General features: G+C 42.5%; 15 protein-coding genes. 10 read left to right on the top strand and 5 right to left on the bottom strand.

Features of this window, described 5'->3' with window-relative positions; all coding sequences use genetic code 11:
* Positions 1-197 precede the first annotated feature (197 nt).
* The 7 genes from B5F91_RS01565 to B5F91_RS01535 all read left to right on the top strand — a co-directional run bounded on the left by B5F91_RS01565 (position 198) and on the right by B5F91_RS01535 (position 6,797).
* A complete protein-coding gene (locus B5F91_RS01565) occupies positions 198-1,550 on the top strand; it encodes a Na(+)-translocating NADH-quinone reductase subunit A (RefSeq protein ID WP_087427350.1) in 1,353 nt (450 codons plus the stop codon).
* Between the two features lie 20 nt (positions 1,551-1,570).
* Positions 1,571-2,734: an NADH:ubiquinone reductase (Na(+)-transporting) subunit B gene (locus B5F91_RS01560; RefSeq protein WP_087427349.1), complete on the top strand. Its 1,164-nt coding sequence runs from the start codon at positions 1,571-1,573 to the stop codon at positions 2,732-2,734.
* Between the two features lie 12 nt (positions 2,735-2,746).
* Positions 2,747-3,424 carry an NADH:ubiquinone reductase (Na(+)-transporting) subunit C gene (gene nqrC, locus B5F91_RS01555; RefSeq protein ID WP_087427348.1) on the top strand — a complete coding sequence of 226 codons (678 nt, stop codon included), beginning with the start codon at positions 2,747-2,749 and terminating at the stop codon, positions 3,422-3,424.
* Between the two features lie 14 nt (positions 3,425-3,438).
* Positions 3,439-4,077, top strand: a complete 639-nt coding sequence (locus B5F91_RS01550; RefSeq protein WP_087427347.1) for an NADH:ubiquinone reductase (Na(+)-transporting) subunit D — start codon at positions 3,439-3,441, stop codon at positions 4,075-4,077.
* Positions 4,078-4,095: 18 nt separating this feature from the next.
* Positions 4,096-4,719, top strand: coding sequence for an NADH:ubiquinone reductase (Na(+)-transporting) subunit E (gene nqrE, locus B5F91_RS01545; RefSeq protein WP_087427346.1), 624 nt, complete (start codon positions 4,096-4,098; stop codon positions 4,717-4,719).
* Between the two features lie 19 nt (positions 4,720-4,738).
* A complete protein-coding gene (gene nqrF / locus B5F91_RS01540) occupies positions 4,739-6,007 on the top strand; it encodes an NADH:ubiquinone reductase (Na(+)-transporting) subunit F (RefSeq protein WP_087427345.1) in 1,269 nt (422 codons plus the stop codon).
* A gap of 427 nt (positions 6,008-6,434) precedes the next feature.
* Positions 6,435-6,797, top strand: coding sequence for a hypothetical protein (locus B5F91_RS01535; RefSeq protein WP_087427344.1), 363 nt, complete (start codon positions 6,435-6,437; stop codon positions 6,795-6,797).
* Positions 6,798-6,865: 68 nt separating this feature from the next.
* On the opposite strand, the gene uvrB is transcribed toward B5F91_RS01535, so the two are convergent.
* Positions 6,866-8,890 (bottom strand): excinuclease ABC subunit UvrB, encoded by a 2,025-nt coding sequence (gene uvrB / locus B5F91_RS01530; protein ID WP_087427343.1) that lies wholly within the window; start codon positions 8,888-8,890, stop codon positions 6,866-6,868.
* A 147-nt stretch (positions 8,891-9,037) separates the two neighbouring features.
* On the opposite strand from uvrB, the gene bamD reads away from it, so the two are divergent.
* From bamD to B5F91_RS01515, 3 genes are all read left to right on the top strand, one after another.
* Positions 9,038-9,871, top strand: a complete 834-nt coding sequence (gene bamD / locus B5F91_RS01525) for an outer membrane protein assembly factor BamD (protein WP_087427342.1) — start codon at positions 9,038-9,040, stop codon at positions 9,869-9,871.
* A 27-nt stretch (positions 9,872-9,898) separates the two neighbouring features.
* The gene (locus tag B5F91_RS01520) at positions 9,899-10,234 is read left to right on the top strand and encodes a DNA-directed RNA polymerase subunit omega (RefSeq protein ID WP_087427341.1); all 336 of its coding nucleotides are present in this window, start codon (positions 9,899-9,901) and stop codon (positions 10,232-10,234) included.
* A gap of 96 nt (positions 10,235-10,330) precedes the next feature.
* On the top strand, positions 10,331-10,780 hold the full coding sequence (locus tag B5F91_RS01515; protein WP_087427340.1) for a DUF4293 domain-containing protein: 450 nt from the start codon (positions 10,331-10,333) through the stop codon (positions 10,778-10,780).
* 84 nt (positions 10,781-10,864) lie between these two features.
* Here B5F91_RS01515 and B5F91_RS01510 read toward each other — a convergent pair whose 3' ends face one another.
* The 4 genes from B5F91_RS01510 to B5F91_RS01495 form a co-directional block, all read right to left on the bottom strand.
* Complete coding sequence (locus B5F91_RS01510; RefSeq protein WP_087427339.1) at positions 10,865-12,235, bottom strand: C1 family peptidase; 1,371 nt, start codon at positions 12,233-12,235, stop codon at positions 10,865-10,867.
* 15 nt (positions 12,236-12,250) lie between these two features.
* On the bottom strand, positions 12,251-13,012 hold the full coding sequence (locus tag B5F91_RS01505) for an N-acetylmuramoyl-L-alanine amidase (protein WP_087427437.1): 762 nt from the start codon (positions 13,010-13,012) through the stop codon (positions 12,251-12,253).
* A 41-nt stretch (positions 13,013-13,053) separates the two neighbouring features.
* Positions 13,054-13,596: a TlpA disulfide reductase family protein gene (locus B5F91_RS01500; RefSeq protein ID WP_087427338.1), complete on the bottom strand. Its 543-nt coding sequence runs from the start codon at positions 13,594-13,596 to the stop codon at positions 13,054-13,056.
* 109 nt (positions 13,597-13,705) lie between these two features.
* A complete protein-coding gene (locus B5F91_RS01495; protein ID WP_087427436.1) occupies positions 13,706-15,238 on the bottom strand; it encodes an acyl-CoA carboxylase subunit beta in 1,533 nt (510 codons plus the stop codon).
* Positions 15,239-15,241 lie beyond the last annotated feature (3 nt).

Below are 15,241 nucleotides of genomic sequence, written 5' to 3'. Positions count from 1 at the left end.
TTCCAATAGCAATTAAAGCCACAATTTGGCTTTTTGCATTCTACACATTGCAAATTGAAACAAATCTGACATAAAGAAGAAACTTGAGGGTTATATTAAAGAAATTTTTCTTCAATAGCCTATTATTATTTCTTCTTTCACTTATTTTTTATTTAATTTTGCAGGCAGAATAATGAAACCATTTTTTATAACCTAATATGGCTAATCTAATAAAATTACGTAAAGGCTTAGACATTAATCTGAAAGGGAAAGCCACTACGGAGTTGATTAAAGTGAAAGAGCCGGGATTCTATGCAATATGCCCCGATGACTTTACCGGAGTCACCCCAAAAGTGGTTGTAAAAGAACAGGAATATGTCATGGCTGGAGGACCCTTGTTTATCGACAAGAATCATCCTGAATTAAAATTTGTATCGCCTGTAAGTGGCGTAGTGACGAGTGTGGAACGTGGTGCCCGCCGGAAGGTAATGAGCATCACGGTGGAAGCCGCTGCAGAACAAGACTATGAAGAGTTTGGCAAACAAGATGTTGCCAAGCTGGATGGCAGTGCTGTAAAGGAATTGTTGTTGAATGCAGGTTTGTTTGCATTCATCCGCCAACGCCCGTATGATGTAATTGCCGACCCGACAATTGCGCCACGGGCTATTTTTGTATCTGCATTTGATACGAATCCATTGGCACCCGACTTTGAGTTCGCGTTGAAAGGCGAAGAAGCGAATTTCCAAACCGGACTGGACGCTTTGGCTAAGATTGCTAAAGTCTATCTGAGTATCAGTGCCAATCAAGAGGCAAAGGCATTGGTTCAGGCACAAGGCGTAACCTTGAATGTATTCGACGGCCCGCATCCTGCCGGCAATGTAGGCGTGCAAATCAATCACATCGCTCCGGTAAATAAAGGCGAAACCGTATGGACCCTCGACCCGCAAGCGGTTATCTTCATCGGACGCTTGATGAATACAGGACGGGTGGATTTGACCCGTACGGTGGCTATCACCGGTTCGGAAGTGAAGAAACCTGCTTATTGCAAACTGAAGATAGGCGCGATGCTGACCGATGTCTTAGCTAATAATATAAATAAGGAGAGAGAGGTGCGCTGCATTAGCGGAAACGTATTGACCGGAAAGCAGATTCCTGCCAATGGCTTCTTAGGCGCTTTCCATTCTCAGGTTACGGTGATTCCCGAAGGAAACGATGTGCACGAGATGTTAGGTTGGATTATGCCTCGCACGAATGATTTCAGTGTCAGCCATTCTTACTTCAGCTGGCTAATGGGCAAGAAGAAAGAATATGTATTGGATGCCCGTATAAAAGGAGGCGAACGTCACATGATTATGTCGAATGAGTACGACAAGGTGCTTCCAATGGATATTTTGCCTGAATACCTGATTAAAGCGATTATTGCCGGAGACATTGACCGGATGGAAGAATTGGGTATCTATGAAGTAGCTCCCGAAGACTTTGCGCTTTGCGAATTTGTTTGCTCTTCGAAGATGGAACTTCAGCGTATCGTTCGCGAGGGGTTGGATATGCTTCGCAAGGAGATGTGTTAATTGATAAAACTTAAAATTAAATGAAAGCATTAAGAAATTATCTCGACAAGATAAAGCCGAACTTTGAAGAGGGAGGCAAATACCATGCTTTTCGTTCGGTATTCGAAGGCTTCGAAACATTTTTGTTCGTGCCGAATGCCACTTCGAAAACAGGTACACACATCCACGATGCGATAGATAGCAAACGTATCATGTCGTTCGTGGTCATTGCTTTGATGCCGGCTTTGTTGTTCGGTATGTATAATGTAGGTTATCAGCATTACCATGCGGTAGGCGTGGAAGGCAGCTTCATCGAAATGTTCGCGTATGGTTTCCTTGCCGTATTGCCTAAAATCATTGTTTCGTATGTAGTCGGTCTGGGTATCGAGTTCATCGTAGCCCAATGGAAAAAAGAAGAGATTCAAGAAGGTTTCTTAGTTACGGGTATGTTGATTCCGATGATTGTTCCGGTAGATTGCCCGTTGTGGATGCTTGCCATAGCTACGGCGTTCTCGGTTATCTTCTGTAAGGAAGTGTTCGGCGGAACAGGTATGAACATCTTCAATCCGGCATTGATTACCCGTGCATTCCTTTTCTTCGCTTATCCTACGAAGATGTCGGGTGATATTGTTTGGGTATCAGGCAATAGCATCTTCGGTTTAGGAAAGACAGTAGACGGACTGACCGCTGCCACACCGTTGGGTGTGGCTAAAGTTGCCGAATGTCCCGCTTTCTCTTGGGACATGGTGACGGGTCTGATACCGGGTTCTATCGGTGAAACAAGTGTGATTGCAATAGCCATCGGTGCCGTAATTTTGTTGTGGTCGGGTGTAGCAAGCTGGAAAACCATGCTGTCTGTATTCGTAGGCGGTGCCGTTATGGGTTGGGTATTCAATCAATGGGGACCGGATACGGCTGTAGCCCACATGCCTTGGTACGAACATCTGTGCTTGGGCGGTTTCTGCTTCGGTGCTGTATTCATGGCGACCGATCCGGTCACTTCTTCACGTACGGAGAACGGTAAGTTCGTTTACGGATTCCTGATTGGTGCAATGGCTATCATTATCCGTGTATTGAATCCGGGTTATCCCGAAGGTATGATGTTGGCTATCTTGCTGATGAATATCTTTGCGCCGCTGATTGACTATGTTGTAGTGCAGAACAATATTTCACGCCGTGCCAAACGTGCTATGTCTAACAATTAAACCGAATATACAATGAATACGAATAGCAATTCTTATACGATCATTTATGCTTCGGTATTGGTTATTATCGTAGCATTTTTGCTGGCTTTCGTGAATTCTTCTTTGCGCGACCTGCAAGGAAAGAATGTAGAGCTGGATACGAAGAAACAGATTCTTTCTTCACTGGGCATTCGTGAAGTAGAAGACCCTGAAGCCAAGTTTGCCGAAGTGGTGAAAGAGGATATGTTAGTGGCAGAAGACGGCTCGCTGAAGCCATACGAAGGCAGTTTCGTCACCGGATATGAAAAAGCCTATAAGGAAAAAGGAGAAGCGCATCTCTTTGTTTGCGAAATAGACGGTCAGAAGAAATACGTTATTCCCGTCTATGGTTCCGGACTTTGGGGAGCTATTTGGGGATATGTAGCCTTGAACGAAGACAAGAATACGGTTTATGGCACTTATTTCTCTCATGCATCAGAAACTCCGGGCTTGGGTGCGGAAATCGCTACCGAGAATTTCCAGAATGAATTTAAAGGTAAAAATGTCATGGACGGCAATGCCATCGGGCTGGATGTCGTAAAGAACGGAAAGGTTGAGAAACCGGAATTTCAGGTAGATGGAATCTCCGGAGGTACAATCACTTCGGTAGCGGTAGGTCAGATGCTGAAGAGCTGCATGGGACATTATACCAATTTTTTAACAACTAAATAGGAGGAGACATTATCATGGGAAGTTTATTTTCTGCTAAAAATAAAGAGGTGTTTTCTACTCCGATTAGCATGAACAATCCGGTAACGGTACAAGTATTGGGTATCTGTTCTGCACTCGCCGTAACCTCTAAGTTGGAGCCGGCTATCGTAATGGGGCTTTCAGTAACGATTATTACGGCATTTTCCAACGTTGTTATTTCATTGATTCGTAAAACAATTCCGAACCGCATCCGCATCATCGTCCAGCTGGTGGTAGTTGCCGCTTTGGTGACTATTGTAAGCGAAGTGTTGAAAGCGTTTGCATACGATGTCAGTGTGCAATTATCTGTTTACGTAGGTTTGATTATTACGAACTGTATCTTGATGGGACGCCTCGAAGCCTTTGCCATGGCAAACGGTCCGTGGGAATCTTGTCTCGACGGTTTGGGTAACGGACTGGGCTATGCCAAAATATTGGTCATCGTGGCGTTTATCCGCGAGCTTTTAGGTTCGGGTACATTATTAGGCTTCAATATTTTGAATTACGATGTCATCAAAGAAGCCGGATATGTGAACAACGGCTTGATGCTGATGCCGCCAATGGCATTAATTATCGTAGCCTGCCTGATATGGTACCAGCGTGCGAAACATCCTGAATTACAAGATAAGGAATAATAAGGAAAGGTAGTAATTATGGAACATTTTTTCAGTTTATTGGTCCGCTCCATTTTTGTGGACAATATGATATTCGCATTCTTCTTAGGTATGTGTTCGTATCTGGCAGTATCGAAGAATGTGAAAACAGCTATTGGTTTAGGTATTGCCGTAACATTTGTGTTGGTAGTGACTTTGCCGGTCAACTACTTGCTTCAGACAAAAGTGTTGGCTGCCGATGGCATTTTAGGCATTGACCTCAGCTTTTTGAGCTTCATCCTCTTTATAGCCGTTATCGCGGCAATTACACAGTTGGTAGAAATGATTGTAGAACGTTTCAGCCCTTCGCTGTATGCTTCGTTAGGTATTTTCTTGCCGCTGATTGCCGTAAACTGTGCTATCATGGGTGCGTCTTTGTTCATGCAGCAACGCATCAACCTGACTCCTTCCGACCCGAAATACATCGGCGACGTATGGGATTCTATTTCTTACGCCTTAGGTTCGGGATTAGGCTGGATGCTGGCGATTGTCGGTTTGGCTGCCATCCGTGAGAAAATGGCTTACTCTAATGTTCCTGCCCCGTTAAAAGGCTTGGGCATCACGTTTATCACGGTAGGTCTGATGGCAATGGCATTTATGTGTTTCTCCGGTTTGAACATCTAATAAAGAAAGGAATCAGACAATGGATATGAATTTTATATTAGCAAGCATTGGAGTATTCCTGGTGACTATTCTGGTGTTGGTCATCATATTGTTGGTGGCAAAGAAGTTCTTGGTTACTTCGGGTAAGGTAAAACTGACCATTAACGGAGAAAACCAATTGGAAGTGGAATCAGGCTCGACGTTATTGAATACATTGGCTGTAAACAATGTATTCTTGTCATCGGCTTGTGGCGGAAAAGGTTCTTGCGGACAATGTAAGTGCCAGGTATTGGAAGGCGGAGGGGAAATCCTTCCTTCCGAAGTGGGTCATTTCAGCCGCAAGCAGCAAAAAGACCATTGGCGTTTGGGCTGCCAAGTGAAAGTAAAGGGCGATATGTCTATCAAAGTGCCCGAATCTGTTTTGGGTGTAAAAGAATACGAATGTACCGTTATCTCGAACAAGAACGTGGCAACCTTCATCAAGGAATTCAAGGTACAATTACCTGCCGGTGCACACATGGACTTTATCCCCGGTTCGTATGCGCAGATTAAGATTCCGGCATTCACGATGGACTACGACAAGGATATCGACAAGGAATTGATTGGCGATGAATACTTGCCTGCATGGAAGAAATTCAACATGTTCTCGTTGAAGTGCGTCAATCCTGAGCCGACCATCCGTGCTTATTCAATGGCGAACTATCCGGCAGAAGGCGATGTGTTCATGCTGACCGTCCGTATCGCCACTCCTCCGTTCAAGCCCGACCGCAGCGGCTTTATGGATGTCAATCCGGGTATTGCTTCTTCGTACATCTTTACGTTGAAGCCGGGTGACAAAGTATTGATGAGTGGTCCTTACGGCGATTTCCATCCGATATTCGATTCGAAGAAAGAAATGATTTGGGTAGGCGGTGGCGCCGGTATGGCTCCGTTGCGTGCGCAGATTATGCACATGACCCGCACGTTGAATACGCATGACCGTGAAATGCACTACTTCTATGGTGCCCGCGCATTGAATGAAGTGTTCTATTTGCAAGACTTCCTGCAATTGGAAAAGGATTTCTCGAACTTCCATTTCCATTTGGCACTCGACCGTCCCGACCCTGCAGCCGATGCCGCAGGCGTAAAATATACTCCGGGCTTCGTTCACCAGGTAATGTATGAAACTTACTTGAAGAATCACGAAGCTCCCGAAGATATCGAATACTACATGTGCGGTCCGGGTCCGATGTCGAATGCTGTAGTCAAGATGCTGGACAGTCTGGGAGTAGAATCCAGTTCAATCATGTACGATAATTTCGGAGGATAATTCATAGTCACTTTACCTCTGCCAAATATACATACGGCTTCATTGGCTTATGAAGCAGGCTTCATCGGGTAACAGAGCCTGCTTCGTAAGCCGATGAAGCCTGCTTCGTTTTCACCCACACTTTTATGACAAATAGACAGGTATGGATTAATAAAGTTTCAAATAGTAGTTCTTTATTTGATATTAGCCCACAAATATTACAAAACTGTTTCAAAAGCACACATTTTGCTATTGCATCATTGATTTAAATCAATAAATGACACCCCTACCTTCATTTTCTCTTGATATTATTTTTATGTTATGAAACATGTCCTTATCTTTGCATCGGTAAAAAGATAAAAGCTCGAGCTAAACTAAACTAGATTAAAGATAACATTATTGTTTTAAGGTAACAAAGTTTTTAGGTAACATTTAAAATTTAGGTATTATGAAAAAGTTTGGATTAACATTAGTAGCTGCTTTAGCATTTTCAGCATCAGTATTGGCTAACGGTGTAAACGATTCAACTGTTGTCGCTAAATGGGATGGATCTATTAACAAGGCTAAACTAAATAAATACTTGAAATTATCAGCATCTCAAGACGAAGAAGTAGCTGATATTTGCGATTACTTCCAGGAACAGATGAAAATGGCTAACCGTTCTACCCAAAATGCAGACCAAAAAGTCCGTAATGCGGTGTATGGAAATCTGAAGTTAATGAAGAAGACCTTGAACGAAAAGCAATATGCAGATTATGTACGTCTGATGGCATTGACGTTGCGCAACAAAGGCATTGATATTGAAAAATAATTCGTTCTAGCGATAAATCTACAAGGAGAGGGATATCCACCATAAATGGGTATCCCTCCTTTTTTGCCTTATTTCTCTTTCAACACATCTTCCAGCCGAAGCAATTCGTCACGATATTGAGCCGCTTCAATAAAATCTAACTTCTTAGCAGCTTCCTGCATCAATTTCCGGGTACGGTTAATGCTCTTTTGCAACTGCTCTTTCGACATGTATTGTACAATCGGGTCGGCTGCTGCATACATTTGTTCAGGCGCGTCCGTATAAGCCTTTGGCTTAGATGCACTGCTTTCGCTTTCGGTCTTTTCCAACAAAACATTATTATGCGCCCGCTTGATTTGCTTCGGCGTTATGCCATGTGCCTCATTATAAGCTAATTGTTTAGCACGCCGACGATTAGTTTCATCAATGGTCTGCCGCATACTTTCCGTTATTTTATCGGCATACATAATCACTCTTCCATTGACATTCCGGGCTGCACGCCCTGCCGTTTGAGTAAGAGACCGATGAGAACGAAGAAAACCTTCTTTGTCGGCATCCAAAATAGCGACAAGTGACACTTCCGGCAAATCTAATCCTTCGCGAAGCAAATTGACTCCAACCAGGACATCATATACGCCTTGCCGCAAATCATCCATAATCTTAACACGCTCCAATGTTTCCACATCACTATGAATATAGGTACAGCGTATGCCATGACGAAGCAAATACTCGGTCAACTCTTCTGCCATCCGTTTGGTAAGAGTCGTAACCAGAACACGCTCTTGACGCTCAATACGCAATTGTATCTCTTCCATTAAGTCATCCACTTGATTCATGCTCGGACGCACTTCAATAATCGGATCCAGCAAACCGGTAGGACGAATAACCTGCTCTACTACAATGCCTTCACTCTGTTCTAATTCATAATCATCGGGAGTGGCACTGACATAAATTATCTGGTTCGCCAATTCCTGAAACTCTTCAAATTTCAGCGGACGGTTATCCATAGCCGCAGGCAGCCGGAAGCCGTATTTAATCAGGTTTTCCTTCCGGGCACGGTCTCCTCCATACATGGCACGGATTTGAGGAACACTGACATGGCTTTCGTCTATGACTATCAAGAAATCTTTCGGGAAAAAGTCTAACAGGCAATACGGACGTGTCCCTGCAGCTCTCCCGTCAAAGTAACGCGAATAATTCTCAATGCCCGAACAATGTCCCAATTCACGGAGCATTTCCATGTCGTATGTCACCCGCTCGTACAAACGTTTGGCTTCGTAATTTTTTCCTTGCTCTTCAAACCAAGCGACCTGTTTAGTCAAATCATCTTCAATTTCATGAATGGCACGCAGTACACTTTCCTTGGTGGTCATGAACAAATTGGCAGGATAAATTTTATATTCGTCATATTCATTTATCCGATGTCCTGATATCGGATCGATTTCTTCGATGGCATCAATTTCATCATCCCAAAACATTACCCTTAACGCACTGTCTGTATATGCCAAAAAGATGTCGACCGTATCTCCTTTCACCCGGAAATTCCCACGGTTCAATTCAAGGTCATTCCGCACATACAGGCTATCGACCAGCCTTCTCAAAAACACATTGCGGTCTAATTTCTTCCCTTTCTTGACATCAATGACATTGTTATAGAAATCCGCCGGATTCCCCATGCCATAAATACATGAAATGGACGAAATGACTACCACATCGTTTCTCCCCGAAAGAAGGGCAGACGTGGCAGCCAGCCGCAATTTATCTATTTCACCGTTAATAGCAAGGTCTTTCTCTATATAAGTATCCGTAGAAGGTATGTACGCTTCCGGTTGATAATAATCATAATAAGACACATAGTATTCAACGGCATTGTGAGGGAAAAAGTTCTTAAACTCCCCATACAATTGTGCCGCCAAGGTCTTATTATGACTTAATATCAAAGTTGGCCGATTGATATTCTTTATGACATTCGCTATTGTAAACGTCTTTCCTGAGCCTGTAACCCCCAGCAATGTCTGAGCAGGCAGACCGTTCTTAATGCCTTCTGTCAATTGAGCAATGGCTTCCGGCTGGTCGCCCGTGGGCTGATAATCTGATACAAGTTCAAAATTCATAACTGGCTGTAATTAAAAAAGCATGTAAAATTACACAATATTTTTCATCCGACTGATAGGTGAATGAGATTTTTTTGTATTAAAAATGATTGAGATGTTGCATTATTCAACGGAAAGCCGTACTTTTGCACAACTATATTGATAAATATGAAAAAGTACATCATACTAACGTTGCTTTCGGGCATGATGCTCTCATCGTGTGGAGAGTATAATACGGTGCTGAAAAGCACAGACTATGAATTTAAATATGAAGCTGCAAAAGGCTATTTTGCCAAAGGTCAAAACAGTAGAGCCGCTACTCTGCTAGAAGAACTGATTCCTATCCTGAAAGGAACAACCAATGCAGAAGAATCAGCTTACATGTTGGCTATGACTTATTTTAACCAAGGCGACTATATTTCAGCCTCTCATTATTTTAATGTGTATTACACGACTTATCCACGAGGCACATATACCGAGTTGGCACGTTTCTTTTGCGGGAAATCTTTGTATCTAGATACTCCAGAGCCACGTTTGGACCAGACCAGTACATACAAAGCCATTGAAGAACTGCAAATGTTCATTGAATATTTCCCGACTAGTCCGCGTAAAGATTTGGCTCAAAACATGATATACGAATTGCAAGACAAGCTGGTAGAAAAAGAATACCTGTCTGCCAAACTTTATTACGACCTAGGTTCGTATACCGGAAATACTTCATACAGCAGCACAGGAAACAATTATCTGGCAGCAGTAGTGACCGCACAAAATGTATTGCGCGACTATCCTTATACCAAACGAAGAGAGGATTTGTCTATTTTGATACTTCGTGCCAAATATGATATGGCAAAGCAAAGCGTACTTGAGAAAAAAGAAGAACGTATGCGCGATGCCATTGATGAATATTACGCATTCAAGAATGAATTTCCTGAAAGCCAATATACAAAAGAAGTGGAAGCTATCTATAAAGATGCCAGCCAATACGTAAAAGATGAAGAATAATTAAGGTTTTTATAATAAAGTAAAATTATGGATTACAAAAAAACAAATGCTCCTACCAATACCATTACACGCAACTTGATGGAATTGTGTGAAGATACCGGGAATATCTATGAAACTGTAGCTATTATCGGGAAACGTGCAAATCAGATCTCAGTGGAGATGAAAAACGATTTGTCGAAAAAATTGCAGGAATTTGCTTCGTACAACGACAATTTGGAGGAAGTCTTTGAAAATAGAGAGCAAATCGAGATTTCACGCTATTATGAAAAATTGCCGAAACCGACATTAATTGCAACACAAGAATATATCGAAGGTAAAGTATATTATCGGAATCCTGCAAAAGAAAAAGAGAAATTACAATAAATCCTACTTATCTAATAAACACAGGAACGCATTATTCTCCTCCCCTTTCGCATAAAGGATGCGTTTCTGTGTTTTTTATTTTATTGAAACTCGATTATGATACAACGCATTCAAACTATCTATCTGCTTATTGTAAGCATTTTGCTCATTGTAATGATGTTAATTCCTGTAGGGCATTTCTATACAGAAACCAATGTCGCGGAAATGACAAATTTAGCAATAATAACAGCCAATGGCGCTGCTGATTATACCCCATGGGCATTATTTGTTTTATTACTCTTATCAACGATATTGGCATTTGCTGCTATCTTTTTATATAAAAAACGTATGTTGCAAATCCGCCTGACTGTTTTCAGCACAATTATCTTGATCGGGTATTATATCACGTGTGCTGTATTTGCTGTATCCACGTTATCAGCTTACGGAAGTTTCACACCTTCATGGTCTATCTGCCTGCCGTTCATATCCATTATCTTGAACTGGCTTGCCATTCGTGCTATCAGAAAAGATGAAGCTTTAGTCAGATCCTATAATACAATCCGCTAAGCAAATCTATTAATGATTATAAAAGAGGGTGTACCAAAATGAAAGTTTATTTCTATTTTGATACACCCTCCTCTTTTTGATTCTTTATTCTTCATTTGCGAACATCGGATCCCATGCCGGAAGCCGGATAGGTTTCTGTTTCAAGATATCCAAAACCTTAGCCGGCACATATTTCTTTTCTACAACCAAACGGAACATATATTCATTGAACCATTCATCGGTCATGATAAGATGTCCCTGATAACCAGCCTCAGCACCCCAACTGTTTTCTACCATCCATTTCTTCGGCTTGCCATTGGCATCCAAATCGACCGCCATTAATGTCATGGCATGACTTGAACCGCTGGCAAATGTCTGGATGCGTTGTTTCTTATCCATGTTGAACGTAGTCCCCATTAAGGAAGCATAATCATAATTGTTCAAATCGAGCGTTCCCTTTTTGCTGTCGAGGAACTTACCTACATCACAAGAGAAATACATCATCGTACTGTCCTTAATCGATTTGATAGCCATTTCCTTGATGTCTTCTATCGGCAGATTCACATACGTCCAATTCCGTCCGTCATACGTATGGCGGTCATAATCAATTTCATAACATTGATAAAACTCCCGGCTTGGGTCATTCATCAACATGACATAATTACCCGTCAGGTCATTGCCTAAGAAAGTCTGATAAAACGATTGGGGAGTATATTCTTTGGTTTCCCCATTCATCGTCCATTCAAAACGGTCTACCGGCTCGCCAAAAGCCAATGCCAACATGCGGTAAATAGTCCCCAACATCGTTGTTTTCTGCTTGGCTAATGCAGTTTCATTTGCACCTTCAGACGCTGATTGGCGTAATTGCAAACCAAATTCTTTCAGTTTCAATCCCACCAGATTAGCAATCTGGCTTGTATTTTCACTGCTGTATGTTTCAGGCATTACAGAAGCCGGAACAACCCCATACTTCCCGATGATATCAGAGATACCCGTAAACTGTCCTCCGTCACTAATCGGATGCTTGAAAAGCCATTCTACCATTTTATCTTCCATCGGCTTCTCACGTGTATCAATGATGCCTTGCAAGAAAAGGTTCGCTTTCTCTAACTGGTCATAAAAGAAACAATAGTTTTCCGAAAATTCCATTTCATCCAACCCATATTTTGCCATCATCTGCGCACGGAGCACATTCAATCCCGTAAACAGCCAGCAACGGCCTGATTGCTGCTGGTCAGTAATCCCATGCGATACGACATAATCAGAAAAATGCGTATCGAAATTAGCCAAACGTTCCTGATTTTTAGCCAACACTGCAATGCTTGTTCCAGCCATCGCATTATAAATAGCTTTGTCTGAAGCTGTAGGTTTATAACTACTTTTAATTTCTTTCAATACGTCTGGAGTTATCCCTCCTTGTTGTGCCTGTACCGTAAGAGCCATAGCCATCAGACACAATGTAATACTTTTTCTCATATTTTTCTTTATTTATTATTTCTTCTTATAATCGTTTACAATCGCCTCTGCAATCCAATTCGCCAAAGCCTGCCGGTTATCCGGAATAACCAAACGTTGCTGGTCACGGGCGTTCTGGATGTTTCCCAATTCCAAGAATACGGCATAAGGCGTCGAATTACGCAACACATATAAATTACGTTCACTTACCGTCCCCCTAAATCCACGGGTCGGCTGATGACGCTTGTATTTAGCCCGAAATGTTTTCTGTAATTGGATTGCCAGCCGTTCGCCATATTTACTTCCGGGGGCATGATAGAAATAGACATCAGTCTGCTTTCCTTTGCTTCGGCTGTCTATATGGATAAATATCGCACGCTTATAGTTGCCCTTATCTTTCCGATAGAGTTTGTTAATCGCATCACAACGTTGTTGCAAGCGTTCTATCTGCCCCAACGGAATCGCTTTACCCATACACGTTTCCCGTTTGCTGTTTTTCAGAATAGCCGTATTCCGGATGCCGTCTTTCGCATCTTGAATGATAAAATGCACTTTTGCTCCCCGCTTCAGCAATTCCCTTCCCAAGCGCAAAATAATATCATACGCATATTCATCTTCATGCAGTTCTTTTCCTTGATACTTTCCGATACATCCAGGATCAGGACCTCCATGGCCGCTAACCAAATAAAACGTCGCTCCTTTCAAGGCATCCGATGTTATCTGATAAGAGGCTTGGGCTTTCCCGAACAAAGGCTCTTTACGTGTCTTTTTATCTTTTGCCGCAAACGACGGAAGCATCAACAGACAACACAATACTATTCCGATTAATCGCATCCGGCTCATTTCAACAACTCATCTATTTTCTTACACAATGAGGCAAATTCCTCCTCGTTATACAACCGCGTCATCAATACAATCTTACCCTCTTTATCAATCAGCACATTCCGGGTGATACCTGCTTTACGCTCGGCATATTTAGCAAAAATGTCCGCTCCAGGGTCCAATCCCATCGGATAAGTTACCTTGGTCTGTTTCACAAAAGCATTGACTTTATCTAACGGTTCATCCCGGTCGATACCATATAATGCAAACGAAGCATTATCCTTATGCTTTTGCCAAATATCCCGTTCGATAAAAGGCATTTCCTTACGGCATACCCCACACCAACTTGCAGTAAACTGAAGCATTACCACCTTGCCACGCAAAGAAGAAAGCTTCATTTTCTCTCCATTAGTCAGTGTCATTTCAAAATCAGGTGCCATATCCCCTACTCTCACAATATACCCTACACTATCAGGTTCAGGTGTCTGCGCTTTTACAAAAGAAGTACTTCCAGCCAACAAGCATCCACCTATAATTAAAGACAACAACAATCTTCTCATATAAACTTGTAATTAAAAACCGGTTCAAATATACAAAAAAAAGAGGGCGTGCCAAAATGAAAGCTAATTTTCATATTGACACACCCTCTTACTGTTTATTCTGGACCTTTTACAAAGGCATATTACCATGCTTTTTCGGCGGATTGCTTTGACTCTTGTTTTGAGTCATCTCCAATGCCTGAATCAGCTTATAGCGTGTATCTTTCGGCAAAATAATCTCATCGATGTATCCCTGTTCTGCCGCACGATACGGATTCGAGAATTTCTCTTTGTATTCTTCAATAGCCTGCGCTTTTTCTTCCGGTGTAGCCTTACGGTACAAGATATTTACAGCACCGTCTGCTCCCATTACGGCAATTTCCGCCGTCGGATAAGAGAAGTTCACATCTGCACCGATAGGTTTGCTGTTCATTACAATATATGCACCTCCGTATGCCTTACGGGTAATCACCGTAATCTTAGGCACGGTGGCTTCTGCATACGCATATACAATCTTTGCACCATGGCGGATAATTCCGTTATGTTCTTGTGTACAACCCGGAAGGAAGCCCGGCACATCTTCGAATGTAATGATAGGAATATTGAAACAATCGCAAAAACGGATGAAACGCGAAGCCTTATCAGAAGCGTCAATATCAAGTACACCGGCAAGATATGCAGGCTGGTTTGCCACAATACCTACCGAACGTCCGCCTAAACGGGCAAAACCGATAACGATATTCTTTGCGAAATGAGGCATAATCTCAAAGAAATATTGGTCGTCTACTACTGGTTCGATGATGTTCTTGATATCGTATGGCATATTCGGGTCGTCCGGAATTACTTTCATCAACGATTCATCCGTCCGGCGGATATCATCGGTACAAGGCACTATCGGAGCGTCTTCCATATTATTAGAAGGCAAGAAACTCAATAACTCACGGATGCTCATTAAGGTTTCTTCTTCCGTATCACACAAGAAATGGGTTACACCGCTCTTGCTGCTGTGTGTATAAGCACCGCCCAATTCTTCTTTATCTACTTCTTCATGCGTAACGGCTTTCACTACATCCGGACCGGTAATGAACATGTGGCTCTTTTCTTTCACCATAAAGATGAAGTCGGTCAATGCCGGAGAATAACAAGCACCTCCAGCACACGGTCCCAAGATAGCAGAGATTTGCGGAATCACACCCGAAGCAATGGTATTCTGATAGAAAATAGAAGCATAGCCAGAAATACTGCCCACACCTTCTTGAATACGTGCGCCTCCAGAGTCGTTCAACGCGATGACCGGTGCTCCGTTCTTCAATGCCAATTCTTGCACTTTCACGATTTTCTTAGCGCCGGTAGTGCTCAATGTTCCTCCGAATACGGTAAAATCGTACGCATAGACATAAACTAAGCGTCCGTCAATTTTACCATATCCACATACGATACCATCACCCGGAATGTGTTTCTTATCCATTCCGAAATCCGTGCAATGATGAACCACCAACTTATCCAACTCATTGAATGTCCCTTTATCAAGCAACATATCGATGCGTTCACGGGCGGTCATGTGTCCGTTGGCATGTTGTTTCTCTATACGTTCGATGCCACCACCTTGAGAAGCCAGCTTATCCAGCTCTTCAAATTTCTTATATTGTTCTTCTGTAGTCATGTC

The sequence above is a fragment of the Bacteroides sp. An322 genome (genome assembly GCF_002161765.1).
In the GTDB taxonomy this organism is placed as follows: domain Bacteria; phylum Bacteroidota; class Bacteroidia; order Bacteroidales; family Bacteroidaceae; genus Phocaeicola; species Phocaeicola merdavium.
The sequence above is the reverse complement of the archived record's forward strand: the minus strand, read 5'-3'. Positions and strand labels throughout refer to the sequence as shown.